The organism is Streptomyces sp. NBC_00873, assembly GCF_045207415.1.
In the GTDB taxonomy this organism is placed as follows: Bacteria; Actinomycetota; Actinomycetes; order Streptomycetales; family Streptomycetaceae; genus Streptomyces.
In genome coordinates this window covers 4,704,690-4,727,292 of record NZ_CP108803.1, presented here as the reverse complement: position 1 = coordinate 4,727,292, position 22,603 = coordinate 4,704,690, and the positions used below count along the sequence as shown (strand labels likewise).

24 protein-coding genes are annotated in these 22,603 nt (G+C 69.7%); 10 read left to right on the top strand and 14 right to left on the bottom strand.

The window, feature by feature from the left end; all coding sequences use genetic code 11:
* Positions 1 to 82: 82 nt before the first annotated feature.
* Genes OH809_RS21795 through pdhA form a run of 3 tightly spaced genes read right to left on the bottom strand, consistent with a single transcriptional unit; the run spans position 83 to position 3,674 of the window.
* On the bottom strand, positions 83 to 1,477 hold the full coding sequence (locus OH809_RS21795) for a dihydrolipoamide acetyltransferase family protein (RefSeq protein WP_406515465.1): 1,395 nt from the start codon (positions 1,475 to 1,477) through the stop codon (positions 83 to 85).
* Complete coding sequence (locus OH809_RS21790) at positions 1,477 to 2,505, bottom strand: alpha-ketoacid dehydrogenase subunit beta (protein WP_406420800.1); 1,029 nt, start codon at positions 2,503 to 2,505, stop codon at positions 1,477 to 1,479. The genes OH809_RS21795 and OH809_RS21790 overlap by 1 nt, the downstream gene beginning before the upstream one ends.
* On the bottom strand, positions 2,502 to 3,674 hold the full coding sequence (gene pdhA, locus OH809_RS21785) for a pyruvate dehydrogenase (acetyl-transferring) E1 component subunit alpha (protein WP_406515464.1): 1,173 nt from the start codon (positions 3,672 to 3,674) through the stop codon (positions 2,502 to 2,504). The genes OH809_RS21790 and pdhA overlap by 4 nt, the downstream gene beginning before the upstream one ends.
* 264 nt (positions 3,675 to 3,938) lie before the next feature.
* Here pdhA and OH809_RS21780 point away from each other — a divergent pair, with 264 nt between their 5' ends.
* Entirely contained in the window at positions 3,939 to 4,445 is a 507-nt protein-coding gene (locus tag OH809_RS21780; protein WP_384033006.1) for an Lrp/AsnC family transcriptional regulator, read from the top strand.
* Between the two features lie 6 nt (positions 4,446 to 4,451).
* On the opposite strand, the gene OH809_RS21775 is transcribed toward OH809_RS21780, so the two are convergent.
* The gene (locus OH809_RS21775) at positions 4,452 to 5,240 is read right to left on the bottom strand and encodes an alpha/beta hydrolase family protein (RefSeq protein ID WP_406515463.1); all 789 of its coding nucleotides are present in this window, start codon (positions 5,238 to 5,240) and stop codon (positions 4,452 to 4,454) included.
* Between the two features lie 42 nt (positions 5,241 to 5,282).
* Complete coding sequence (locus OH809_RS21770; RefSeq protein WP_406420802.1) at positions 5,283 to 5,876, bottom strand: TetR/AcrR family transcriptional regulator; 594 nt, start codon at positions 5,874 to 5,876, stop codon at positions 5,283 to 5,285.
* 123 nt (positions 5,877 to 5,999) lie between these two features.
* Between OH809_RS21770 and paaN the strand changes: the two genes are divergently transcribed.
* Positions 6,000 to 7,700 carry a phenylacetic acid degradation protein PaaN gene (gene paaN, locus OH809_RS21765; RefSeq protein ID WP_406515462.1) on the top strand — a complete coding sequence of 567 codons (1,701 nt, stop codon included), beginning with the start codon at positions 6,000 to 6,002 and terminating at the stop codon, positions 7,698 to 7,700.
* A gap of 185 nt (positions 7,701 to 7,885) precedes the next feature.
* Here the strand turns inward: paaN and OH809_RS21760 are convergent, their stop codons facing one another.
* From OH809_RS21760 to OH809_RS21750, 3 genes are read right to left on the bottom strand one after another with little or no spacing between them, the layout of a single operon-like run.
* Positions 7,886 to 8,620, bottom strand: a complete 735-nt coding sequence (locus OH809_RS21760) for a TrmH family RNA methyltransferase (RefSeq protein ID WP_406420804.1) — start codon at positions 8,618 to 8,620, stop codon at positions 7,886 to 7,888.
* Positions 8,617 to 9,906, bottom strand: coding sequence for an HTTM domain-containing protein (locus OH809_RS21755; protein ID WP_406515461.1), 1,290 nt, complete (start codon positions 9,904 to 9,906; stop codon positions 8,617 to 8,619). The genes OH809_RS21760 and OH809_RS21755 overlap by 4 nt, the downstream gene beginning before the upstream one ends.
* Positions 9,903 to 10,679: a DUF5819 family protein gene (locus tag OH809_RS21750; RefSeq protein ID WP_406420806.1), complete on the bottom strand. Its 777-nt coding sequence runs from the start codon at positions 10,677 to 10,679 to the stop codon at positions 9,903 to 9,905. The genes OH809_RS21755 and OH809_RS21750 overlap by 4 nt, the downstream gene beginning before the upstream one ends.
* A 115-nt stretch (positions 10,680 to 10,794) precedes the next feature.
* On the opposite strand from OH809_RS21750, the gene paaA reads away from it, so the two are divergent.
* The 6 genes from paaA to OH809_RS21720 all read left to right on the top strand — a co-directional run bounded on the left by paaA (position 10,795) and on the right by OH809_RS21720 (position 15,838).
* Positions 10,795 to 11,910: a 1,2-phenylacetyl-CoA epoxidase subunit PaaA gene (gene paaA / locus OH809_RS21745; RefSeq protein ID WP_406515460.1), complete on the top strand. Its 1,116-nt coding sequence runs from the start codon at positions 10,795 to 10,797 to the stop codon at positions 11,908 to 11,910.
* Positions 11,907 to 12,197: a 1,2-phenylacetyl-CoA epoxidase subunit PaaB gene (gene paaB, locus OH809_RS21740; protein WP_030972485.1), complete on the top strand. Its 291-nt coding sequence runs from the start codon at positions 11,907 to 11,909 to the stop codon at positions 12,195 to 12,197. The genes paaA and paaB overlap by 4 nt, the downstream gene beginning before the upstream one ends.
* Positions 12,194 to 12,895, top strand: a complete 702-nt coding sequence (paaC, locus tag OH809_RS21735; protein ID WP_406515459.1) for a 1,2-phenylacetyl-CoA epoxidase subunit PaaC — start codon at positions 12,194 to 12,196, stop codon at positions 12,893 to 12,895. The genes paaB and paaC overlap by 4 nt, the downstream gene beginning before the upstream one ends.
* Positions 12,889 to 13,395 carry a 1,2-phenylacetyl-CoA epoxidase subunit PaaD gene (gene paaD / locus OH809_RS21730; RefSeq protein WP_406420809.1) on the top strand — a complete coding sequence of 169 codons (507 nt, stop codon included), beginning with the start codon at positions 12,889 to 12,891 and terminating at the stop codon, positions 13,393 to 13,395. The genes paaC and paaD overlap by 7 nt, the downstream gene beginning before the upstream one ends.
* On the top strand, positions 13,396 to 14,454 hold the full coding sequence (locus OH809_RS21725) for a 2Fe-2S iron-sulfur cluster-binding protein (RefSeq protein WP_406420810.1): 1,059 nt from the start codon (positions 13,396 to 13,398) through the stop codon (positions 14,452 to 14,454). It begins immediately after the preceding gene.
* A gap of 196 nt (positions 14,455 to 14,650) precedes the next feature.
* Positions 14,651 to 15,838, top strand: coding sequence for an acyl-CoA dehydrogenase family protein (locus OH809_RS21720; protein ID WP_406515458.1), 1,188 nt, complete (start codon positions 14,651 to 14,653; stop codon positions 15,836 to 15,838).
* 52 nt (positions 15,839 to 15,890) lie between these two features.
* On the opposite strand, the gene OH809_RS21715 is transcribed toward OH809_RS21720, so the two are convergent.
* The 4 genes from OH809_RS21715 to OH809_RS21700 form a co-directional block, all read right to left on the bottom strand.
* A complete protein-coding gene (locus OH809_RS21715; protein WP_406420812.1) occupies positions 15,891 to 16,235 on the bottom strand; it encodes a rhodanese-like domain-containing protein in 345 nt (114 codons plus the stop codon).
* Between the two features lie 46 nt (positions 16,236 to 16,281).
* Positions 16,282 to 17,181, bottom strand: a complete 900-nt coding sequence (locus OH809_RS21710; protein ID WP_406515457.1) for a hypothetical protein — start codon at positions 17,179 to 17,181, stop codon at positions 16,282 to 16,284.
* Between the two features lie 58 nt (positions 17,182 to 17,239).
* Entirely contained in the window at positions 17,240 to 18,691 is a 1,452-nt protein-coding gene (locus tag OH809_RS21705) for a DUF2252 domain-containing protein (RefSeq protein WP_406515456.1), read from the bottom strand.
* Positions 18,692 to 18,826: 135 nt separating this feature from the next.
* Positions 18,827 to 19,969, bottom strand: coding sequence for a hypothetical protein (locus tag OH809_RS21700; RefSeq protein ID WP_406515455.1), 1,143 nt, complete (start codon positions 19,967 to 19,969; stop codon positions 18,827 to 18,829).
* A gap of 75 nt (positions 19,970 to 20,044) precedes the next feature.
* Here OH809_RS21700 and OH809_RS21695 point away from each other — a divergent pair, with 75 nt between their 5' ends.
* Entirely contained in the window at positions 20,045 to 20,512 is a 468-nt protein-coding gene (locus OH809_RS21695; RefSeq protein ID WP_406420816.1) for a MarR family winged helix-turn-helix transcriptional regulator, read from the top strand.
* Between the two features lie 13 nt (positions 20,513 to 20,525).
* Here the strand turns inward: OH809_RS21695 and OH809_RS21690 are convergent, their stop codons facing one another.
* Positions 20,526 to 20,873, bottom strand: coding sequence for a winged helix-turn-helix transcriptional regulator (locus OH809_RS21690; protein WP_406420817.1), 348 nt, complete (start codon positions 20,871 to 20,873; stop codon positions 20,526 to 20,528).
* A 132-nt stretch (positions 20,874 to 21,005) separates the two neighbouring features.
* Here OH809_RS21690 and OH809_RS21685 point away from each other — a divergent pair, with 132 nt between their 5' ends.
* Positions 21,006 to 21,617, top strand: a complete 612-nt coding sequence (locus OH809_RS21685; protein WP_406515454.1) for an FMN-dependent NADH-azoreductase — start codon at positions 21,006 to 21,008, stop codon at positions 21,615 to 21,617.
* A gap of 196 nt (positions 21,618 to 21,813) precedes the next feature.
* Here OH809_RS21685 and OH809_RS21680 read toward each other — a convergent pair whose 3' ends face one another.
* Complete coding sequence (locus OH809_RS21680; protein WP_406420819.1) at positions 21,814 to 22,473, bottom strand: response regulator; 660 nt, start codon at positions 22,471 to 22,473, stop codon at positions 21,814 to 21,816.
* Positions 22,474 to 22,603 lie beyond the last annotated feature (130 nt).

Below are 22,603 nucleotides of genomic sequence, written 5' to 3'. Positions count from 1 at the left end.
CCCGAGTATGCGTGCCACACGCTCCCGTTGAACCTCCCGGTTCCCTTCCTCCTCGCCCTCCTCCGCTTCCTCTCTTCTTCTCCTACAACGTGCGCAACAGCAGCGCAGGCTGTTCCACGCAGTCGGCCACGTATCGCAGGAAGCCGCCTGCCGTGCCGCCGTCGCAGACCCGGTGGTCGAAGGTCAGCGAGAGCTGAACGACCTGGCGCACGGCCAACTCGCCCTGGTGCACCCACGGTTTGGCCACGATGCGACCGACACCCAGCATGGCCGCCTCCGGGTGGTTGATGATCGGCGTCGAACCGTCGACTCCGAACACCCCGTAGTTGTTCAGCGTGAACGTGCCGCCGCTCAGATCCGCCGGGGTCAGCTTGCCCGTCCGGGCAGCCTCGGTCAGCCGGCCGATCTCGGCACCGATCGACTCCGCGTTACGGTCCTGCGCATTCCGCACGACAGGGACGACCAGCCCCCGGTCGGTCTGGGCCGCGAACCCCAGATGGACGTCGGGCAGCCGCACGATCTCCCGCGCGTCCAGGTCCACCGTGGAGTTGAGCTCGGGGAACCGGGCCAGCGCAGCCGTGCAGATACGGGCCAGCAGGGCGAGCACCGACACCTTCGGCCCCGCAGCCGGACCGCCTGCGCCGTTCATCGCGGCTCTCGCAGCCATCAGCTCGGTGGCGTCCGCGTCGACCCAGCACGTTGCGTCGGGTATCTCGCGCCGGCTGCGTGCCAACTTGTCGGCGACCGCGCCCCGTACACCGCGCAACGGAATCCGCTCCCCGGCGACCGCACGGGCAACCGAAGGGGCCACCGATGCCGGGGACGACGCCCAAGCCGACGCCGGGACTGCGGACACGGGAGCCGACTCCCCTGTTCCGCTCGCCGCCGCCCTGATGGCGGATTCGACATCGGACCGGAGGATCAGACCGTCCCGCCCCGACCCCGTCACCTGCCGCAGGTCGAGATCATGCTGCCGCGCCAGCTTCCGGACCAAAGGCGAGATAACCGCCACCGGCCCCGGTTCCTCACCGGGAACAGCCGCTGGGACCGTCCCTGCGACAGCCCCCGGGGCCGGCTCCGCCGCAGGCACCGTCACAGACCCCGCACCGGAGACCGCGTCGGGCCGAACCCGCCGACGACGCGCCGCCGGTGCCCCCGTCCCGTACCCCACCAGCACATTGCCGGACGACTCGGACTCCGCAGCCCCATCGGCGGAGAGTTCTCCCGCAGTGGACCCGACCGCCACCGTCAACAACGGTGACCCGACCGGAAGTTCCGCGCCCTCCTCGCCGAACCTGGCGGTCACCACACCTCCGTAGGGGCACGGCACCTCCACCATCGCCTTGGCCGTCTCGACCTCGACGACCGGCTGGTCGATGGCGACCACATCGCCGACCTCCACCAGCCAGCGCACGATCTCCGCCTCGGTCAGTCCTTCGCCGAGGTCGGGCAGCTTGAATTCGAGCACCTGGGGCATCAGCTCTCCGCCTCCCACTGCAGCCGCGCGACCGCGTCGAGCACCCGGTCCACGCCCGGCAGATGGTGCCGCTCCAGCATCGGCGGCGGATAGGGGATGTCGAATCCGGCGACCCGCAGGACCGGCGCCTCCAGGTGGTGGAAGCAGCGCTCGGTGATCCGGGCGGCGATCTCCCCGCCGGGGCCGCCGAACCCGGACGACTCATGGACGACGACCGCGCGACCGGTGCGCCGCACCGAAGCGGCGACCGTCTCGTCATCGAACGGGACCAGCGAGCGCAGATCGACCACTTCGAGGTCCCAGCCCTCCTCGACGGCCGCTTCCGCGGCCTCCAGGCAGACGGGCAGGGACGGCCCGTACGTGATCAGCGTCGCGCTGCGCCCGGGGCGGCGGACGACGGCCCGCCCGATCGGTTCGACGGCCACCGGCGCCTCCGGCGACCAGGCCGCCTTCGACCAGTACAGCCGCTTCGGCTCCAGGAAGACCACCGGGTCGTCGGAGGCGATCGAGGCCCGCAGCAGCCCGTACGCGTCGTCGACCGTGGCGGGCGTGACGACATGCAGGCCGGGCGTGGCCATGTAGTACGCCTCAGACGAGTCACTGTGGTGCTCGACCCCGCCGATCCCGCCGCCGTACGGCACCCGCACCGTGATCGGCAGTGGCATGGCACCACCGGTCCGGTTCCGCATCTTGGCGACGTGGCTGATGAGTTGCTCGAACGCCGGGTAGGCGAACGCGTCGAACTGCATCTCCACCACGGGCCGCAGCCCGTACATCGCCATACCGACAGCCGTCCCGAGGATGCCCGCCTCGGCTAGCGGCGTGTCCGTACAGCGGTCCTCGCCGAACTCCTTCGCCAGCCCGTCGGTGATCCGGAAGACCCCGCCGAGCGTGCCGACATCCTCACCGAGAACATGCACCGTCGGGTCCTCGGCCATCGAGTCGCGCAGCGCACGCCCCAGAGCCTGCGCCATGGTGGCCGGCTTGGCCCTCTCCGTCTGCTCGCCGGTCATAGCCGCCGTCGTCATCGCCCTCCCTCCGCGCCACGTGGGCCGCTCTGGCCGTGGTGGTCCTGCTCGGCGTCGAGCTCGACCCGCAACCGGGCCGCCTGCTCCCGCAGTTGCATGGTCTGTTCCGCGTACACGTGGGTGAAGAGGTCCATCGGGTCGAGCACCGGATCGGCGTTCATCCGCTCGCGGAGCCCCGCGGCCATCCGCTCCGCGGCCGCGCGCGCCTCCTCGATGCCGTCTTCAGCGAGCAGCCCGCGCCCGGTCAGCTCCCGCTCCAGAAGCTGAATCGGGTCGTGCGCCCGCCACGCCTCCACCTCGCTGTCGACGCGGTAGCGCGTGGCGTCGTCGGCGTTCGTATGGGCGTCCATCCGGTACGTCACAGCCTCGACGAGCGTGGGACCGCCTCCGGCCCTGGCCCGAGCCACCGCCTCGCCGAGCACCTGGTGCACCGCGGCCGCGTCATTGCCGTCGACCAGTCGGCCCGGCATCCCGTACCCCACCGCCTTATGCGCCAGGGACGGCGCCGCCGTCTGCTTGGCCAGGGGCACGGAGATGGCAAAGCCGTTGTTCTGAACGAGGAAGACCACCGGGGCCCGCCAGACGGCCGCGAAATTCAGCGCCTCGTGGAAGTCGCCCTCGCTGGTCCCGCCGTCGCCGACCATGGCGAGCGCGACCACGTCGTCGCCGGCCAGCCGCGCCGCGTGCGCCAGGCCCACGGCGTGCGGGAGCTGGGTGGCGAGCGGGGTGCAGAGCGGGGCGATGCGGTGCTCGCGCGGGTCGTAACCGGTGTGCCGGTCGCCACGCAGCAGGGTCAGCGCCTCGACCGGATCGAGACCGCGCGCGACCGCCGCGAGGGTGTCGCGGTAGCTGGGAAAGAGCCAGTCGCGCTCTTCCAGCACCAGCGCCGCCGCTATCTCGCAGGCCTCCTGCCCGGTGCTGGAGGGATAGACGGCAAGTCGGCCCTGCTTGGTGAGGGCAGTCGCCTGTGCGTTGTACCGCCGGCCGCGCACCAGCTCGGCGTAGAGCCGCAGGAGCAGCTCCGGGTCTGCGTCGGCCGCGGCGTCCGTACCGAGCACGCGGTACGGCTCGGGGTCCGGGAGCAGCGGCGCGGGGTCGGTGAGCGGCTTCCAGGCCGGGGGCGGCGTGGGCCGGTAAGCGGCCGCGCCGGGCAGCTCTTGGACCGTCATGACAAGCACCTCCTGGCATCGAGGGGTATCGAGCGGCATCTGGCGATATCGAGGGATCACCCGATATCGAGGTGTGGCTGAATATGTCGAAATGTCGAGCACGTGCCGAGGCCCGGATGTGGTGTGCCTCACCTACCGATTGTTCGGTCGCGAACGCATTTTGGCTACAGGCACCGTCAGCCTGTGGACAAACGGTTCTCCACAGCCTGGGATAGGGGCAGGTCGTCCAGAGCAGGGAGGCGCGGGGACATGGCAGCTGAACAAATGGCCGACGGAGCCGAGGACCCCGGCCGGGTTCCGCCCGCGCGGCCCCTCGACGCCATCGACCGCGACATCCTCCGGCTGCTCCAGACGGACGGCCGCGCCTCGATACGGTCGGTGGCCGACCGCGTCCATGTGTCGCGCGCCAATGCCTACGCCCGGATCAACCGGCTCATCGACGACGGGGTGATCCGCGGCTTCAGCGCGCGGGTGGACCATGAGCGGGCGGGGCAGGGCGCCTCCGCGTACATCACGCTCAAGATCGTCCAGAACACCTGGCGAACGGTGCGCGAGCAGCTCCAGGCACTGCCGGGGGCTACCCACATCGCACTGGTCAGCGGCGATTTTGACGTACTGCTGCTCGTGCACACACCGGACAACCGGTCGCTGCGCGAGCTCGTCCTGACCAGGATCCAGGCCATCCCCGAGGTGCTCTCCACCCGCACGCTGCTGGTGTTCGAGGAGACGGACCTGGCCCCGGGCCCCGAGCGCCCCACCGAGCTGACCTAGGGCCTCTCACGAACCGTACTTCTTGAGGAACGCCCGTACCGCGGCCCAGTTCTCCTGGCTGTAGAGCAACGCCACTCCGTGCTCGCCGGCGCCCTTGACGTAGATCAGCTTGTGCTCCGCCGCCTTGGTGCTCGCCCGGTTCAGCGTCTTCGCGTCTTCCCCGAAGTACGCGTCGTACTCGGCGGCCATGTAGAGCACCGGCGCGGTCAGCTTGGGCACGGCGCCCAGCGCGTTCATTCCGGAGTACAGCGTCGGCGCCGAGAGCGAGACCACCGCGTCCGGCTGCGGCTGCAGTTCCGGCGCCGCGGTGAGCACGGCGGTACCCCCCTTGGACGCCCCCATCAACAACAGCTTCTTCGCGCCCTGGCCACGCAGATACCCGGCCGCCCCGACGATCTCGGAGACCTCCTGGCCCACCGAATTGACCGCGAGCACCCGATAGCCGGCCCGGTGCAGCTCGTCGGCCTTGTCCTTCCACTGGCAGGCGGTGCCGTCGGACTGGTGGGCCAGCACGATCCCCGCGCCTGTCCCGGCGCCGCTCGCACCGCCGGGCATATAGCCGCCGGTCTCGGTGGAGTCGGCGGACTTGAAGGTGATGGACGCCGCCTCGGCCTCGGCCGATGTCAGACAGCCGAAGTCATCAGCCTGCCCGGCCGCCTCACTCGCGTCCGCCCCCTTCTCGGCACCGCTGCCACCGGTGTCGCCGCTGCCGTCCCCTCCGCAGCCGGTCAGCGACACGGCGGCAAGCAATGTGACAGCACACAGGAACCCGGGAACACGAAGGACGGCAGCCATGCCGAAGGCATGGTGGTCTGGACCTGTCCTGCCGTCAACGGTTCAGCGGTCGGAACGCATCCCCTCGAAGGCCAGCTGGACGACCGTGTCCGCCAGCTGCTCCCCCTCTGCGTCGCCCCCCGGCTGCGGCCGGTACCACTCCACCAGAGAGTTGACCATTCCGAAGAGCAGCCTCGTCGCGAGCCGTATGTCCACGTCGGAGCGGAGATCGCCGTCCGCGACGGCTGCCTTCAGCAATTCGGCCACCCGCTGGTCGAACTCACGCCGGCGCTCCATGGCCCAGCGCTCGGCCTTCGTATTGCCCCGTACGCGCAGCAGCAGCGTGACGTAGGGCAATTCGGCTATCAGCACCTCGACGGTACGTCGTGTGACGTACTCGACCCGCACGATCGCGCGCCCACGCGCCGCACCCGGCTCGTCGAGAATCCCGAAGAGACCGTCCAGCGCCCGGCTGACCGCGCGCCGCAGCAGCTCTTCCTTGCCCGCGACGTGGTGATAGATGGACGATTTGGAGATGCCCGCCGCCTTGGACAGGTGCTCCATGGACGTGCCGTCGTAACCGCGCTCGTTGAAGACACGGACGGCGACGGTGAGGAGAGTCTCCGGTGTGTACGTGTCTCGCTTGGCCGTGGTCATGTCCGCGATCCTCCCCTACGAGTTGTCCACAGGTTTCGTGGGGCCCCTTGTCCCGACCGATCGTTCGGTTACTCTAACTCTGTCCGCCCGTCCCTGCCCAGCTCGATGAGGAGTTGGTCCGCCATGGCCGCCGAGCTCTCCCCGCACCTGCTGTCCGAGAAGCACCGCCCCACGCTCGACCAGGCCCTCGACGCGATCCACACGCGCGCGTACTGGTCCCCGCACCCCGAGCACCCGAAGGCGTACGGCGAGGGCGGTGCACCGGGCAGCCTGAGCGCCGCCGAGGGCAAGGCCGCCTTCGACGCCGTACTGCACACCCGGCTCGACCTCGGGCAGCCGGGCACCGACGGCTGGACGGGCGGCGAGATCTCGCCCTACGGACCGGAGCTCGGCGTCGAGTATCCGCACGCCGACCTGGATGTGCTGCTTCCGGCGATGCGCGCGGGAATGGCAGCGTGGCGCGAGGCGGGGCCCGAGACCAGGGCGCTGGTCTGTCTGGAGGTCCTGGCGCGGATCAGCGCCCGCACCCATGAGTTCGGCCACGCCGTGATGCACACCAGCGGTCAGGCGTTCATGATGGCGTTCCAGGCGGGCGGCCCGCATGCCCAGGACCGTGGCCTGGAGGCGGTGGCGTATGCGTACGAGGAGCAGATCCGCACCCCGCGGACGGCGGACTGGTCCAAGCCGCAGGGCAAGCGCGATCCGCTGCAGCTGCACAAGACGTACATCGCGGCGGGCCGCGGCATCGCGCTGCTGATCGGCTGCAACACCTTCCCCACGTGGAATGGCTATCCGGGACTCTTCGCCTCTCTCGCCACCGGCAATCCCGTCCTGGTGAAGCCGCACCCGCGCGCCGTGCTCCCCCTGGCGCTCACGGTGCAGGTGGCCCGTGAGGTACTGAGCGAGGCCGGCTTCGACCCCAATCTCGTCTGTCTGGCCGCCGAGCGTCCGGGCGAGGGCATCGCGAAGGCCCTGGCGGTCCGCCCCGAGATCAAGATCATCGACTACACCGGGTCCACCGCCTTCGGCGACTGGCTGGAAACCAACGCCCGCCAGGCACAGGTCTACACGGAGAAGGCGGGGGTCAACACGATCGTCGTCGACTCCACCGACGACTACCGCGGCATGCTGTCCAACCTGGCGTTCTCCCTCTCCCTGTACAGCGGCCAGATGTGCACCACCCCGCAGAACCTGCTGATCCCCCGGGACGGCATCGCGACAGACACGGGCGACAAGACGTACGACGACGTGGTGGGCGACATCGCCGCCGCGGTCACCGGTCTGCTCGGCGACGACGCCCGGGCGAACGCGCTGCTCGGCGCGCTGGTCAACCCGGACGTGAAGGCCCGTCTGGAGGCCGCGGCAGGGCTGGGCGAAGTCGCCTTGGCCTCAAGGGAGGTGGCCAACCCGGAGTTCCCCGACGCGGTGGTCCGTACCCCGGTCGTCGTGAAGCTCGACGGCACGAAGCCGGACGACGAAGCGGCGTATCTGTCGGAGTGCTTCGGACCGGTGGCGTTCGCGGTCGCGGTCGACTCGACGGCGGACGCGGTGGAGCTCCTCCGCCGCACGATCCGTGACAAGGGCGCGATGACGGTCGGGGCGTACACGACGTCACCGGAGGTGGAGCGCGCGGTGGAGGACGTCTGCCTGGACGAGTCGGCCCAGCTCTCGCTGAATCTGACGGGCGGGGTGTACGTCAACCAGACCGCGGCGTTCTCCGACTTCCACGGCTCGGGCGGCAACCCTGCGGCCAACGCGGCCCTGTGCGACGGAGCGTTCGTATCAAATCGCTTCCGCATGGTGGAAGTCCGCCGCCAGGCCTGACACAGCCCCGCCCCTCCCCGGCTCCAGCCCCTCGGCGCCTCTGCAGCTCCTCCGGCGTTTGAGGAACGGGGCCCGGGGAGCGGAGCCCCCATTTCGGGAGGGGCACACGCTACGGGAAGGGGCGCGAGAGACCCGCCGCAGGCGCCACTCCGCCGCCCGCCCGCACAGTCGGGTACTCCCGGGCCTCAGCCCGCTCCCACGCCCCCCGAAATATCCGCATACCGCTGCACCCACGCATGCATGGCAATGGCCGCCGCAGCCCCCGCATTGATCGACCGCGTGGATCCGAACTGCGCAATCGAGCACACCATCGTCGCGTGCTTACGCGCCTCCTCGGTCAGCCCCGGCCCCTCCTGCCCGAAGAGCAGCACACACCGCCGCGGCAGTTCGGTCCGCTCCAGCGGCACCGCCCCCGGCAGATTGTCGATCCCGATGATCGGCAGCCCTTCGGCCGCCGCCCAGGCCGTCAGATCCGCCGTGTCGGGGTGATGCCGCACGTGCTGGTACCGGTCGGTGACCATCGCACCGCGCCTGTTCCACCGCCGCCGGCCCACGATGTGAATCTCCTTGGCGAGGAAGGCATTCGCAGTCCGCACCACCGACCCGATATTGAAGTCGTGGCCCCAGTTCTCCACCGCTACATGGAAGTCGTGCCGCCGAAGATCCAGATCGGCGACGATCGCCTCCCTCGTCCAGTAGCGGTACTCGTCACCGACATTGCGCCGGTCGCCCTGGGCGAGCAGCTCGGGGTCGTACCGCTCGCCCTCGGGATAGGGCAGCGGATGCGGCCCGACGCCGATCTCCGCCCCGAATCCGTCGTCGTACTGCAACGCCTCCGCGGACTGCTCACCGACCCCGAGGCCATCGGCCGACGGACTCTCACTGCTACTGCTCCTACTACTGCCGGTATCACTGCTCACCCGACGAGCGTATGGCCACCGCTTCCGCTGTGCTGCGGGACCTCCTCCTCCTCCTCCTCGCCGCCGCGCTGCTGCTCGGGCACCCGGCCCGTGCGCGAGAACAGCAGCTGCCGCCCGAGCGTCACCCGGCCGCCCAGCCAGACCAGGAAGACCGTCGGCAGGAAGACGGAGTCGGCGGCGATCATCGCCATCGAGAAGAAGGGCAGCCCCAGCAGCAGAGCAATGCCCACGTGCTCGCACATCATCGCGACGAGCAGGACGTTCTTGACGCGCCGGTTGAAAAGAGTGAAGGGGAAGGCGACCTGCACGATGACCGTGCCGTACGTCAGCACCATGACCATCACGGCATTGGACGCGAGGAGGTCCGACAGCGCGGGCCACGGGGTGAAGTACTCGAGTTTGAGCGGGTAGTACAGCGCCGTGCCATCCTGCCAACGCGATCCCTGGATCTTGTACCAGCCCGCGGTCGCGTAGATCAGACAGACTTCGGCCATGATCACGACGAGAGTGGCGTTGTGCGCGAGGTTGGCGAGGACATCGAGCAGCGTGCGCGGTTCGCTCTGCGGCGCGTAACGGTTCACGGCCCACCACACACCGTGCCCGATCCACAGCACCCAGAAGAGAGTCGGCAGCCACCAGGTGCCACCGAGGCCGTCCCTCGCCGTAGCCACAACAAGGACCAGGCCGAGCACAAGCCACAGAATCGTCCCGGCGACATTCGAGGCCGGCCGGGCGCCTCCCGCCCCCGGCTCCTGCTCCTGCTCCTGCTCCGACTCGGCCTCCGCCCCTGACTCGGTACGGCGTGCCCGCGCCGCACGTCGCGCATCCAGCGACCAGACCTGCCCGCAGCGCGTCAGCACGAGGTAGATCGCCATCAGATGGACGACGTTGTCCCCGCCGTCGCCCAGGAAAATGCTGCGGTTCTGCAGCGAGAGCACACCGACCATGAAAAGGACGGACATCGCGCGGGTGTGCCAGCCGACCATCAGCAGTGCGGCGGAAAGCAGGACGACCGCATAGACGATCTCGAACCAGGCCGTGCTGTCCGACCACATGAGCACCGAGAGGGACTCATTGCCCGATATGAGCTGCTTCGCCATGTCCCAACGCCATGGGGCGTCGGGGCCGTACATCTCATGGCGGTGCGGCAGCTCGCGCAGCAGGAACAGCAGGTACGTGGCGGAGAAACCGATCCGGATAACGGCGCTCTGATACGGGCCGAGGGCCGAGGAGGTGATGCGCTGGACGCCGCTGGCGAACTTGCGGCCGGGGGGAACCGTACTCACTTGACCGCCTCCTTGGCGTTCTCGGGGAGGTCGGCGGGGGTGACGGTCCACCACGGCAGCACCCGGTAGTTCGGCTTGGTGCTGATCTTCTCCGTGCTCCACGGCGGCGCGGAGACGGAACGCACCTCGGAGCGGACCTGGATGCGCTCGACGGTGCCGCCGTAGTCGTGCTCGCCGAGGCGCAGCATCACGATGCGGCGGATGTAGCGCTCGGAGAGATCGCCGCGCAGTCCGTTCGGGCGGTTCTGGATGTCGTGGGAGTTGAGATAGAAGTCCCAGGCGCGGCGGAGCTGGTTCTGGTGGATGTGACTGGGGAGGAGATTGCCTCGTATCCCTCTGCCGTCCTCGACCGAGAGACTCATCCACGGAGTGGTGCGACGACCGTCGGGACCGGCTATCTCGGCCCGTACGTGCATAGCGACGTTCTGCTGGAGCGGATTGGGAGCGAAGAGCTTCCAGTTCTGCTCGAACTCGGGATAGACCCAGTCGTCGACCGCTTTGCCATGCTGCTTGGTCAGGGTGTTGGACGGGGCGACGTGCAGAAACACCATGGCCAGATGGGTGCAGGCAATCATCCCGATGACCGACAGCGCGATCGCGGCCGCGATCTGGTACGGAAGGGACAGTCCGGCGATACCGGAACGCACCGGCGCGGGAACTCCGGCGGATTCAGCGAGCGGTGTCGTACGCAGAGGCTGGTCCGAACCCGGATCCACCCCCGGACCACCGCTCCCGTTCCCGTCTCCGACGCCCCTGACGTCGTACGAATCCATCCCGCCCCGATCCCCGTCGATCCCCGGTCAGTTATCCACAGGGTTGACACCCTACGGGCCACCGACTCACCATTGAAGTCAATGAACCGAACGATCGGTCGGTAGGGAGCCCGGGATGGCGGCAGTGACTGCGGACCAGACGGCGCAGGGCCAGGCGCGAGGGACCGCGCAGGCGACAGCAGGTGGGCCCGATGGGCCGGCGGGGGCGGACGCGGCTCAGCAGGCAGCCTTCGAGGCCGCGGTGGCGGCCGACGAGCGCATCGAGCCGCGCGACTGGATGCCGGACGCGTACCGGGCCTCGCTGGTCAGGCAAATGGCCCAGCACGCCCACTCCGAAATCATCGGCATGCAGCCCGAGGCCAACTGGATCAGCCGCGCACCCTCGCTGCGCCGCAAAGCGATCCTGATGGCCAAGGTGCAGGACGAGGCGGGACACGGGCTGTACCTCTACAGCGCGGCGGAAACGCTGGGGACGAGCCGCGAGGAAATGCTCGACAAGCTCCACGCGGGCCGCCAGAGGTATTCGTCAATCTTCAATTACCCCACACTGACCTGGGCGGATGTCGGCGCGATCGGCTGGCTGGTGGACGGCGCCGCGATCACCAACCAGGTGCCGCTCTGCCGCTGCTCGTACGGTCCGTACGCACGGGCCATGGTCCGTATCTGCAAGGAGGAGTCCTTCCACCAGCGCCAGGGGTACGAGCTGCTGCTCACCCTCGGCCGCGGGACCCCGGGGCAGCGCGAGATGGCACAGGATGCGGTGAACCGCTGGTGGTGGCCGTCCCTGATGATGTTCGGCCCGCCGGACGACGCATCGGCGCACTCGGCGCAGTCGATGACCTGGAAGATCAAGCGGCACTCCAACGACGAGCTGCGGCAGCGGTTCGTCGACATCTGTGTCCCGCAGGCCGAAGCGCTGGGGCTCACCCTCCCGGACCCGGACCTCCGGTGGAATGAGGAGCGCGGACACCACGACTTCGGGGCGATCGACTGGACGGAGTTCCAGGAGGTCCTGAAGGGCAACGGCCCGTGCAACGAACAGCGCCTCACACAGCGGCGCCGGGCGCACGAAGAGGGCGCCTGGGTCCGGGACGCGGCGGCTTCGTACGCGCTCAAGCACCCCGCACCGACGCGCAACGCCCACGCGCCGGCCCACATCACAGAAGCACCACACGCGGAAATGTCCCAGACAGAAATGCACACCCCACCGAACGCGGAGGCGACGGCATGAGCAGCTCGACCGACTGGCCGCTCTGGGAGGTGTTCGTGCGCTCGCGGCGCGGCCTCTCCCACACCCACGCGGGCAGCCTGCATGCCCCGGACGCCGAGATGGCCCTGCGCAACGCCCGTGACCTGTACACACGCCGTTCCGAGGGCGTCTCCATCTGGGTGGTGCCATCCACGGAGATCACGGCCTCCTCGCCGGACGAGAAGGACTCGTTCTTCGAGCCGGCCGGCGACAAGCCCTACCGGCACCCCACGTTCTACGAGATCCCGGAAGGGGTGAAGCACCTGTGACCGCGGCCCTCGCCCTCGGCGACGACGCGCTGGTGCTCTCGCACCGGCTGGGGGAGTGGGCGGGCCACGCGCCCGTGCTGGAGGAGGAGGTGGCCCTCGCCAACATCGCCCTGGACCTCCTGGGACAGGCCCGGGTGCTGCTCTCGCTCGCCGGGGACGAGGACGAGCTGGCGTTCCTGCGCGAGGAGCGCGCCTTTCGCAACATCCAACTGGTCGAACAGCCCAACGGCGACTTCGCCCACACCATCGCCCGCCAGCTGTACTTCTCGGTCTACCAGCGGGGGCTGTACGAGCAACTGGCTGCCGGTGGAGGCGAGTTCGCCGGGCTGGCCGCGAAGGCCGTCAAGGAGGTCGCGTACCACCAGGACCACGCCACGCACTGGACGCTGCGGTTGGGCGACGGCACGGAGGAGAGCCACCAGCGGATGCAGCGCGGGGTGGATGCGCTGTGGCGGTTCACCGGTGAACTGTTCCAGCCGGTCGAGGGAGTGGAGATCGACTGGCCATCGCTGCACACCGACTGGCTGGCCACCGTCACCGGCGTCCTGCAGCAGGCGACGCTGACGGTGCCGACCGGTGCGGAGTCCGGGGCCTGGACGGCCGGGGCAGGACGGCAGGGCATCCACACGGAACCTTTCGGGCGGATGCTCGCCGAGATGCAGCATCTGCACCGCAGCCACCCGGGGGCGTCATGGTGACCGGCACGCTGCTGGAAGAGGAGGTGCGCAGGCTCGCCGGGTCCGTGCCCGATCCCGAGCTGCCTGTGCTGACCCTGGAGGAGCTGGGCGTGCTCCGCGGAGTGGAGGTGCTCGCCCCGGGCAAAGTCACCGTCCGCCTCACCCCGACGTACACCGGCTGCCCGGCGATCGAGGCCATGTCGGCAGATATCGAGCAGGTGCTGCACGACCACGGCATACCGGAGGTCTCCGTGGTCACGGTGCTCGCACCGGCCTGGTCGACCGACGACATCAGCGCGGAGGGGCGGCGCAAGCTCGCCGAGTTCGGCATAGCACCCCCACGCCCGCATGATGCCGCCACCGGGTCCGGCGGACCGGTGCCGCTCACCCTCTCGGTGCGCTGCCCGCACTGCGGCTCCACGGACACGGAGCTGCTGAGCCGGTTCTCCTCCACCGCCTGCAAGGCGCTGCGCCGCTGCGCGAGCTGCCGTGAACCGTTCGACCACTTCAAGGAGTTGTAGATGTTCCATCCGCTCCGGGTCCGCGCGATCGAGCGGCTGACCGACGACTCGGTGGCCGTGACCTTCACGGTGCCCCCCGAGCTGCGCGAGACCTTCCGCCACAAGCCAGGGCAGCACCTCAATGTGCGCTACACGGTCCAGGGCGAAGAGATCCGGCGTTCGTACTCGATCTGCACCCCGGCCGCCGATGCCCCAGCCGATCCCGAGCTGCAGGTGGGCATCCGCCTGGTCGACGGCGGCGCGTTCTCCACGTACGCCCTCAAGGAACTCGCCGTCGGCGACCAGGTCGAGGCGATGCCCCCGATGGGACGCTTCGTGCTCACGCCCCGCGCCGGTCACTACGCGGCGATCGTCGGCGGCAGCGGCATCACCCCGGTGCTGTCGATCGCGTCGACTCTGCTGGCCCGGGAGCCCGAGGCCCGGTTCTGTTTGATCCGGAGCGACCGGACGGCTGCCTCGACGATGTTCCTGGACGAGGTCGCCGACCTCAAGGACCGCTACCCGGACCGCTTCCAGCTGGTGACAGTGCTCTCCCGCGAGGAGCAGCAGGCAGGTCTCCCGTCCGGCCGGCTCGACCGGGAGCGGCTGACCGGGCTGCTGCCCGCGCTCCTGTCGGTGGGGGAGGTGGACGGCTGGTATCTGTGTGGGCCGTTCGGCCTGGTCCGGGCGGCAGAGGGTGCGCTGCACGGCCTCGGTGTCGACCGGGCCCGTATCCACCAGGAGATCTTCCACGTCGACGACGGCCCGGCCGTTCCCGCCCGCACGCGGGTCGAGGCACCCGCACACAGCACGCTCACCGCGACACTGGACGGACGCTCGGGCAACTGGCCGGTCCAGGACGGCGAATCGCTGCTGGAAACGGTCTTGCGCAGCCGCTCCGATGCTCCGTACGCCTGTAAGGGCGGGGTGTGCGGGACGTGCAGGGCGTTCCTGGTCTCGGGTGAGGTCCGGATGAACCGCAACTTCGCGCTGGAACCGGAAGAGACAGGGGCGGGCTATGTGCTCGCCTGCCAGTCGCATCCGCTCACACCGGAGGTGGAACTCGACTTCGACCGCTGACCCCTCGGATCACTCGGATCCCACCGGGTTCGGTGGGATCTCCTCGGAACCTCCCCGACCTCCTCGGATCTCCGGGATTCCCCGGACCGTTGCGCCCCTTCCCTGTTCCCTTCTCATAGAACCTGTTCTATCTTGACGCCCCGTCAGGTCCGTCAGGTCTGGGTACGGGCACAGCGGTTCGCGGGAGGTCAGTGCAGTGGACTTCACCTTCACCGAGGAGCAGCAGGCAGCCGTCGAGGCGGCAAGGGCGGTCTTCTCGCGCGTCGAGCCCGACGCAGTGCGCAGCCCCGCGCTCACTCCGGGAGCGGTGGCCGAGGACATTGACCGGTCCGTGTGGGCGGGGCTGGCCGCAGGTGACCTGCTGAGCCTGACGCTGGCACCGGAACACGGCGGGGCCGGGCTCGACGCGGTCGCGCTCTGCCTGGTCCTGCGCGAATCGGCGAAGGTGCTCGCCCGGGTGCCGCTGCTTGAGACCTGCGCGGTCGCGATGACGATCCAGCAGCACGGTGACCCCGGCCTGGCAGCCGAGCTGCTGCCCCGCGTCGGCCGGGGCGAGCTGGTCCTCACCGTCGGGGCCAACGGCCGCACCGGCCACGATCCGGCCGAGCTCGCCGTCACCGCCCGCCGGGACCTTGCGGGAAAGGCCGGCCAGGACCATGACCGGTCCAGCGGCGAGAACGGCGAAAGCGCGGGCTGGGTGCTCGACGGAGTGCAGTCGGGGGTGCCGTGGGCCCAGTCCGCGGACTGGATCGCGGTGCCCGCCCACACGGACGAGGGCCTGGCCGTGCTGGCACTGGTCCGCCGCACGGCTGAGGGCGTCGCACTCGCCGAACAGGTCTCCACGAGCGGTGAGTTGTTCGCCGAGGTCCGGCTGGACACGGTACGGATCGAGGACAGCGCGCTGATCAGTACGCCAGGTGCCTGGGAGTGGCTGCGCACCCTGCTCACCACCGGAACCTGCGCGTTCGCGCTGGGTCTCGGCGAGGCCGTGCTCGCCATGACAAGTGAATACACCGGAAAGCGCGAACAGTTCGGGTATCCCGTCGCGACGTTTCAGTCCGTCGCCGTCCAGGCCGCGGACCGGTACATCGATCTGCGGGCCATGGAAGTGACCCTCTGGCAGGCGGCCTGGCGGATCTCCACCGGTGCGCCCGGAACGCTGCCCGTCGCGGGCGATGTCGCGGTGGCGAAGATCTGGGCGTCGGACGGGGTCCGTCGGGTCGTGCAGACCGCCCAGCATCTGCACGGCGGCTTCGGCGCGGACACCGAGTACCCGCTGCACCGCTTCCACGCCTGGGCGAAGCAGATCGAGCTGTCGCTCGGCCCCGCAGCGATGCACGAGGAGGCACTGGGCGACCTGCTGGCCGCCCATCCCCTCGGCTGAGACCCCCGGCCCACTCCGGCTCCCACCGGAGCGCAGGAGGATCCCGGCCGGATCAGAGAACGAAGGCCGGGTTGCCGTTGTCCGTGACCATCGGGCGCCCGGCGCCGTCCCAGGCGAGCATCCCGCCGTCGACGTTCACGGCGTCGATGCCCTGCTGCACCAGGTACTGGGTGACCTGGGCGGACCGGCCACCGACCCGGCACATCACATGCACGCGCCGGCCGTCCTCCGCCACCTCGGTCAGCTCACCGAAGCGGCCGACGAAGTCACTCATCGGAATGTGCAGGGCACCATCGACATGCCCTGCCGCCCATTCGGCGTTCTCCCGGACGTCCAGCACAAGGCCGTCCGACGGCACCGCCGCGACATCCACCGAGGGCAGCGGGGCGAAATTCATGGGTCATGCCTTCTCTCGTACATACGCTCCGGACTTACCGGAAACGCTACTGCACCAGACCTGCCAGCTCCGCCTCTCGCTGCGAGACCTCACCCAGCAGTTGTTCGGCGATCTCGTCGAGCAGCCGGTCCGGGTCGTCGGGCGCCATCCGCAGCATGGCCCCGATCGCGCCCTCCTCCAGCTCCTGGGCGAGCACCGTCAAAAGTTCCTTGCGCTGGGTCAGCCAGTTCAGCCGGGCGTAGAGCTCCTCGCTCTCGCTGAGCTCCGCCTGCGGTGGAACCGGCCCCGCCGCCCACTCCTCCGCCAGCTCCTTCAGCAGGGCCTCGTCCCCACGCCCGTAAGCGGCGTTGACGCGGGTGATGAACTCGTCCCGGCGCGCCCGCTCCGTCTCGTCCTGGGCGAGATCCGGGTGGGCACTGCGTGCCAGCTCGCGGTAGAGCTTGCGCGCCTCCTCGGTCGGCCGGACCCGCTTGGGCGGCCGCACCGGCTGCTCGGTCAGCATCGCCGCCGCCTCGGGGGACAGCCCGTCGGAGTCGAGCCAGTCGTGGAAGAGCTCGTCGATGCCCGGCATCGGCATCACGAGCGCCCGAGCCTCCTGAGCCCTGCGCAGATCCTCGGGGTCACCGGTCCGAGCGGCTCGGGCCTCCGCGATCTGCGCGTCGAGCTCGTCGAGGCGGGCGTACATCGGGCCGAGCTTCTGGTGGTGCAGCCGGGAGAAGTTCTCCACCTCGACCCGGAAGGTCTCCACCGCGATCTCGAACTCGATCAGCGCCTGCTCCGCCGCCCGCACGGCCTTCGCCAGCCGCGCCTCGGGGCGTGCAGCATCAGCGGAAGCGCCCGCGTCGCCCCGAGGGCCATGCTGCTCGTGCTGTTCCTGCGGCCGGCCGTTGTCCTGCCGGTCATCGTCGTTCCGGGTGGTCGGCACCCCGGCGGCTTCGTGGGTCACCCGTCCAGCGTATGGCCCCGGCCCGCGCCCCGAGGACCCACGGTCGGCGGAGCGCCCCTCACACCCCGAGCTCGGCCGCTATTCGCCCCGAACCGACGGCCCGCACCAGCTCCGCGTGATCCGCCTCCGTACGGTCCGCGTACGTCACGGCGAAGCTCGCCACCGCTTCGTCCAGCTCGTCGTTCTTGCCGCAGTAGCCCGCGATCAGCCGCGGGTCGGCGCTGTGGGCATGAGCCCTCGCCAGCAGTGCGCCCGTCATCCGCCCGTAGTCGTCGACCTGGTCGGCCGCCAGGGCCGCCGGGTCCACACTGCCCTTGCGGTTCCTGAACTGCCGCACCTGGAACGGCCGCCCCTGCACGGTCGCCCAGCCCAGCAGAATGTCGCTGACCACCTGCATCCGCTTCTGCCCGAGCACCACTCGGTGACCCTCGTGCGCCGCCTCGGGCACCTCGAAACCGACGGCGGGCAGATACGGCGCCAGCGCGGAGGGCCGCGCCTCCTTCACCTGCAGGACCAACGGCTCGCCGCGGTGATCGAGCAGCAGCACCACGTACGACCGGGTTCCGACGCTCCCCGTGCCGACCACCCGGAACGCCACATCATGGATCGCGTAACGGGCGAGCAGCGGCACCCGGTCCTCCGAGATCGTGCCCACATAGTCGCCGAGCGCCGCCGCGACCGCCGCGGCCTCCGCATCCGGCACCCGCCGCAACACCGGCGGTGCGTCGACAAAGCGGCGTCCACTGCCTTCGGCCTCCTCCGTGGACTTGGCGGCGAAGCGGGCGCTGGTGTTCTTACGGGCCTTCTGCGAGACCCGTTCCAGCATGCCGACCAGATCCCGCGCGTCCGTGTGCGAGACGAGTTCCTCGTCGGCGATGGCATTCCAGGCGTCGAGCGCGGGCAGTCTGGCCAGCAATCGCATCGTCCGCCGGTACGCACCCACCGTGTCGTACGCACCCCGCCGACAGGTGTCCTCATCCGCCCCGACCTCACGCCCCGCGAGTACGAGCGAGGTGGCGAGCCGCTTGAGGTCCCACTCCCACGGGCCGAACACGGTCTCGTCAAAGTCGTTCAGATCGATGACCAGGCTGCCTCGCGCATCGCCGTACAGCCCGAAATTGGCCGCATGCGCATCGCCGCAGAGCTGGGCGCCCACGCCGGTCACCGGTGTGCCCATCAGGTCATGGGCCATCAGCCCGGCCGAACCGCGCAGAAACGCGAACGGTGTGGCAGCCATCCGCCCTACCCGGATCGGCGCGAGGTCGGGCACTCGGCCCCGGTTCGACTCCTCGACCGCCTGCACGGCGTCGGGCCGGCCCGAGGGAAGGACCAGCGCATCGTGCGAGGTCCTGGGCACCCGGTCGCGCAGCGCCTTGCCCGTCCGCCTCGGCGACTGCGGCGCGCTGTCCGCCGTAACGGCCGCGCGCCGGGCGAACCCGGGCACGACCGGAATGCGCGGCTCATCCGTCACAACCCGCTGCCTCGGCACTGCCGCTTCGAACTCACCCATGGCGCGCAGCCCTCCCCGCCCTCGACCGACATCCTGTCCAACATCAACTGCCGACGACGGTACCGCCGTCCGCCAGCAGCCGTCTGCCCCTGTGGAAAACCTGACCGAACACCTGTGGACAGCGCCTTGCCCTGGTCAGACGCCGACAGACTCCTCCAGCTCCTCCTCCAACTCTTCCCTCGCCTCGACCTCGGCCCGACGCTCCGCCGTCACCCTGTTCTCCGTGCCCGTCCGGCTCTCCGACCCGGCCCGGTGCCGGGACGAACCCACATCCCGGGCCTGCGCAGCAACCTTCCGCCGCTTCCCCTCGGCCAACCCGGCCGCTCCCATCGCGGCCAGCCCCACCACGAACCAGAGCGCGAGCACCAGCACGTGTCCGCCGAGTCCGTGCCCATCGAAGTACACATGGCTCCTCGCACCCTCGACGAAGCCCGCGCCGTTCCAGAACGCGTGCAGCGAACCGAAGAAACCGGGCTGCAGTTCGGGCCGGAAGATGCCGCCGGAACTGGTGAAGTTCAGCATCACGAACAGCACCATCACGCCGAGCGTCGTCCACCGCTTGAGGAACGTGTGCAGCCCCACACCGATCAGGAGAATGCCCGCCGAGTAGAGCCAGGCCATCGCCCAGAGTCCGCCCAGCCCGTGGTCCACCAGCCCGAACATCGGCCCCGAGAACACCGCCCCGATCACGCTCACCACGAGTGACGCACCGAGGGCCAGCGCCGCCCTGATCCGCAACGCCAGCACCGCACCCGCGCCACCGATCACCGCGACCGATGCGTACGACCCGATGCTCACCGCGACCAGCAGGAAGAAGATCCCCTGGCCGGTCGGGTCGCCGTCCGCAGTCGGTGCCGTGTCCGTCACCTTCAGCGGGTCGCCCTGCGCGGCCGCCACCTTCGTGAAGACCTTCTCCACCACCGTGGCGCTGGTGTCGGAGGAGGCGCTGGCCACGAGAAGCTCGGGGTGCTTCCCCGGCAGGTAGGCGCCGTAACTCGCCTGTGTCTTCAAGTGGTTCACGGCGGTGTCCCGGTCGGGGACGGTACGCACGCTGAGCGCGCCGTCACCCTTGTCCTGCAGCGTCTGCGCGAGCACCTGCGCGCTCGGCCCCGATCCGACCACGTCCACCCGCAGGTCGTGCGGTTCCGGAGCATGGAACGCCCCCAGGTAGGCGAGCCCCATCCCGATACACATCAGCAGGGGCGTGACGAGATGGCTCAGCACATGACGCAGGGCAGCGGCGGTCGTGCCGCCGACGGCACTTGGACCCGTGGACATCGGACTCCAATGGTTGGCTTTTGCAACTCTAATTTCCGTTGTACTATACAACTGAACATTCGGAAAGGTGAGACCGTGCCAGACACCGCCGGGGAACGCGAAGAGTCGCTGGACGTCATCGAGCGCGAGCTGACGGCGTTCGCGCGCCGGGCGCGCGCCGCCGCGGCCCGCCTCCATCCGGAGCTGCCGCTGGTCTCGTACACGCTGCTGTCGCACATCGACGACCGGCAGGGCTGCCGCGCAACGGATCTGGCCGCGCACTACATGCTCGACAAATCGACGGTCAGCCGACAGATCGCCACCCTGGAGAAGCTCGGCCTGGTCGAGCGCCACCCGGACCCCACGGACCACCGGATCCAGGTGCTGCACCCCACCAAGGCCGGAACCCTGGCCCTTGCCTCGACTCAGGCCAGCCGTCACGCGGCCTACCAGCAGCGCCTCGCGGAGTGGACCGCGGACGATCTCGCGCGGTTCGCCGAGTACCTGCTGCGCTACAACGCGTCGGGCGGGACGAGCACCCCGGGCACGGGCACGCCCCAGTAACCGCCGGGAGCCGTCAGCAGCCGCCCTCGTCGACCACGAGGTACGTCTGCGCCCAGAGCGCCAGCTCCTTCAGGGCGGGCTCCATCGCGGCACCGGCCCGTGTCAGCCGGTACGAGACCCGCAGTGGCGGCCCCTCGTCGACCTCGCGCACCACCAGCCCCGCCGCACCGAGTTCGGCCAGCCGGTCCGAGAGCATGCGCTCACTGATACCCGGAATCGCCCGCCGCAGATCCGCGAAGTGCACCGGCTGCTGCAGAAGCACGGACACGATCGGGCCCGTCCAGCGCTTCCCGAACAGCTCGAAGACGCGCGTGATGCTCACGTCGACCCGTCGACACCCCTGCTCACTGTGCTCCGCCATGCACCCAGGGTACTGCGTCGCAGTGAGGAGCTTATGATTAGTAAGCCCCTATGTTATTACTAGGTGCATACGAAAAAGATGCCCTGCATCCCCGGCCGGGCACCGCCCTCTAGAGTTCCGTGGAGATCCCCCATGGCCACGCTTCTGCACCTCGACTCCGCCGTCTTCCCGCAGGGCTCCGCATCGCGCGAGGTCACCGCCACCTTCGTCAAGACCTGGCTCGAGCAGCACCCGGACGGACAGGTCGTCTACCGCGACCTCGCCGCGAACCCGCTGCCCCACCTGGACGCCACAGCGGCAGCCGCCGGCGCCGAGGACCCGCTGCGCAGCGAGCTCGCCGCCGAGCTGGAAGCCGCGGACGCCGTCCTGATCGGCGCGCCGATGTACAACTTCAGCATCCCGTCGACCCTGAAGGCCTGGCTCGACCAGGTGATCATCGTCGGCCGCAACGCGGGTCCCGACAGTCCGGTGGCGGGCACCCCGATCACCGTCGTCGCCAGCCGCGGCGGCTCGTACGCCCCCGGCACCCCGCGCGAGGACTCCGAGTTCGTCCAGAACTACCTGGAGAAGCTGCTGACGAGCATGTTCGGCGCCGAGGTCGACTTCATCGTCCCGGAGCTGACGCTGGCCCACTCCCAGCCCGCGATGGCCGAGCTCATCCCGCTCGCCGAGGCCTCCCACGCCAGGGCGTTCACCGAGGCCACGGAGAAGGCCAAGGCTCTCGCCGCGCGACTCGCCGCCTGAGCCGCGACACGACGGAAAACCGGCCGGGGCTCGCGGGGATCGGACACTCCCGCAGGCCCGGCCCATCGTCACGTTCGGACACACAAGCGCCCCGCCGCACAGAAACGCCCCGCCATACCGGAACGCCCTGAATCGGACGTTTCACGTGAAACACATCCCGGCGTTCCAGAGCCTCCAGAACGCGCCCGCAGCACGCCTACAGCCCCGCATCCCTCGCCAACAGCGCAGCCTGCACCCGGTTCTCGCACCCCAGTTTCGCCAGGATCCGGCTCACATACGCCTTCACCGTTGCCTCGCTCATGTGCAGCCGCCTGCCCGCGTCGGCGTTGGACAGCCCCTCGCCGAGCAGGGCCAGTACCTCGCGCTCCCGCCCGCTGAGTTCCGCCACCCGCCACCGCGCCCCTTCGCCCCGCTTGGCCGCCCGTCCCATGGCCAGCTGATCGACCACATGCCGAGTGGCACCGGGCGAGAGATAGGCATCACCGGCCGCTGTCGCCCGAACCGCCTGGATCAGCTCGGCCGGCGCGGTGTCCCTGAGCAGGAATCCGGCGCCCCCTTGCTCCAGCATCCGCAGGACGTTCTCCCGCTCCCCGAACGTCGTGAGCACAATCACCCGCACCGCCGGTGCCGCCGTGCGCAGTTCCACCAGTGCTGTGAGCCCGTCCATCACCGGCATCTGGATGTCGAGCAGCACCACGTCCGCCGCATGGGCGCGGACCTGATCCACGGCCTCGCGCCCATTCGCCGCCTCGGCAACAACCTCGATGGAGCGGTCCGAGGTCAGGATCATCCGTATCCCCGCCCGGATGAGGGGCTCGTCGTCAGCGATGACGACTCTGATCGGCTGCCCCGTCACACGTACCCCCGCACTCGTCCTGTCCGCCTCATCTACTGGGGACCTCATAGGACTTCTTCTCGATCAGCCTGCCGTCCCGGAAGCAGAACCGGAACACCGGCTCGGTACTGAAGCTGTCGCCCACCTCTGA

Excerpts from the sequence above, each read along its gene's own strand:
- OH809_RS21795 (WP_406515465.1), bottom strand. The coding sequence starts at position 1,477 with ATGCCCCAGGTGCTCGAATTCAAGCTGCCCGACCTCGGCGAAGGACTG.
- OH809_RS21790 (WP_406420800.1), bottom strand. The coding sequence starts at position 2,505 with ATGACGACGGCGGCTATGACCGGCGAGCAGACGGAGAGGGCCAAGCCG.
- pdhA (WP_406515464.1), bottom strand. The coding sequence starts at position 3,674 with ATGACGGTCCAAGAGCTGCCCGGCGCGGCCGCTTACCGGCCCACGCCG.
- OH809_RS21780 (WP_384033006.1), top strand. The coding sequence starts at position 3,939 with ATGGCCGACGGAGCCGAGGACCCCGGCCGGGTTCCGCCCGCGCGGCCC.
- OH809_RS21775 (WP_406515463.1), bottom strand. The coding sequence starts at position 5,240 with ATGGCTGCCGTCCTTCGTGTTCCCGGGTTCCTGTGTGCTGTCACATTG.
- OH809_RS21770 (WP_406420802.1), bottom strand. The coding sequence starts at position 5,876 with ATGACCACGGCCAAGCGAGACACGTACACACCGGAGACTCTCCTCACC.
- paaN (WP_406515462.1), top strand. The coding sequence starts at position 6,000 with ATGGCCGCCGAGCTCTCCCCGCACCTGCTGTCCGAGAAGCACCGCCCC.
- OH809_RS21750 (WP_406420806.1), bottom strand. The coding sequence starts at position 10,679 with ATGGATTCGTACGACGTCAGGGGCGTCGGAGACGGGAACGGGAGCGGT.
- paaA (WP_406515460.1), top strand. The coding sequence starts at position 10,795 with ATGGCGGCAGTGACTGCGGACCAGACGGCGCAGGGCCAGGCGCGAGGG.
- paaB (WP_030972485.1), top strand. The coding sequence starts at position 11,907 with ATGAGCAGCTCGACCGACTGGCCGCTCTGGGAGGTGTTCGTGCGCTCG.
- paaD (WP_406420809.1), top strand. The coding sequence starts at position 12,889 with ATGGTGACCGGCACGCTGCTGGAAGAGGAGGTGCGCAGGCTCGCCGGG.
- OH809_RS21725 (WP_406420810.1), top strand. The coding sequence starts at position 13,396 with ATGTTCCATCCGCTCCGGGTCCGCGCGATCGAGCGGCTGACCGACGAC.
- OH809_RS21715 (WP_406420812.1), bottom strand. The coding sequence starts at position 16,235 with ATGAATTTCGCCCCGCTGCCCTCGGTGGATGTCGCGGCGGTGCCGTCG.
- OH809_RS21705 (WP_406515456.1), bottom strand. The coding sequence starts at position 18,691 with ATGGGTGAGTTCGAAGCGGCAGTGCCGAGGCAGCGGGTTGTGACGGAT.
- OH809_RS21700 (WP_406515455.1), bottom strand. The coding sequence starts at position 19,969 with ATGTCCACGGGTCCAAGTGCCGTCGGCGGCACGACCGCCGCTGCCCTG.
- OH809_RS21690 (WP_406420817.1), bottom strand. The coding sequence starts at position 20,873 with ATGGCGGAGCACAGTGAGCAGGGGTGTCGACGGGTCGACGTGAGCATC.
- OH809_RS21685 (WP_406515454.1), top strand. The coding sequence starts at position 21,006 with ATGGCCACGCTTCTGCACCTCGACTCCGCCGTCTTCCCGCAGGGCTCC.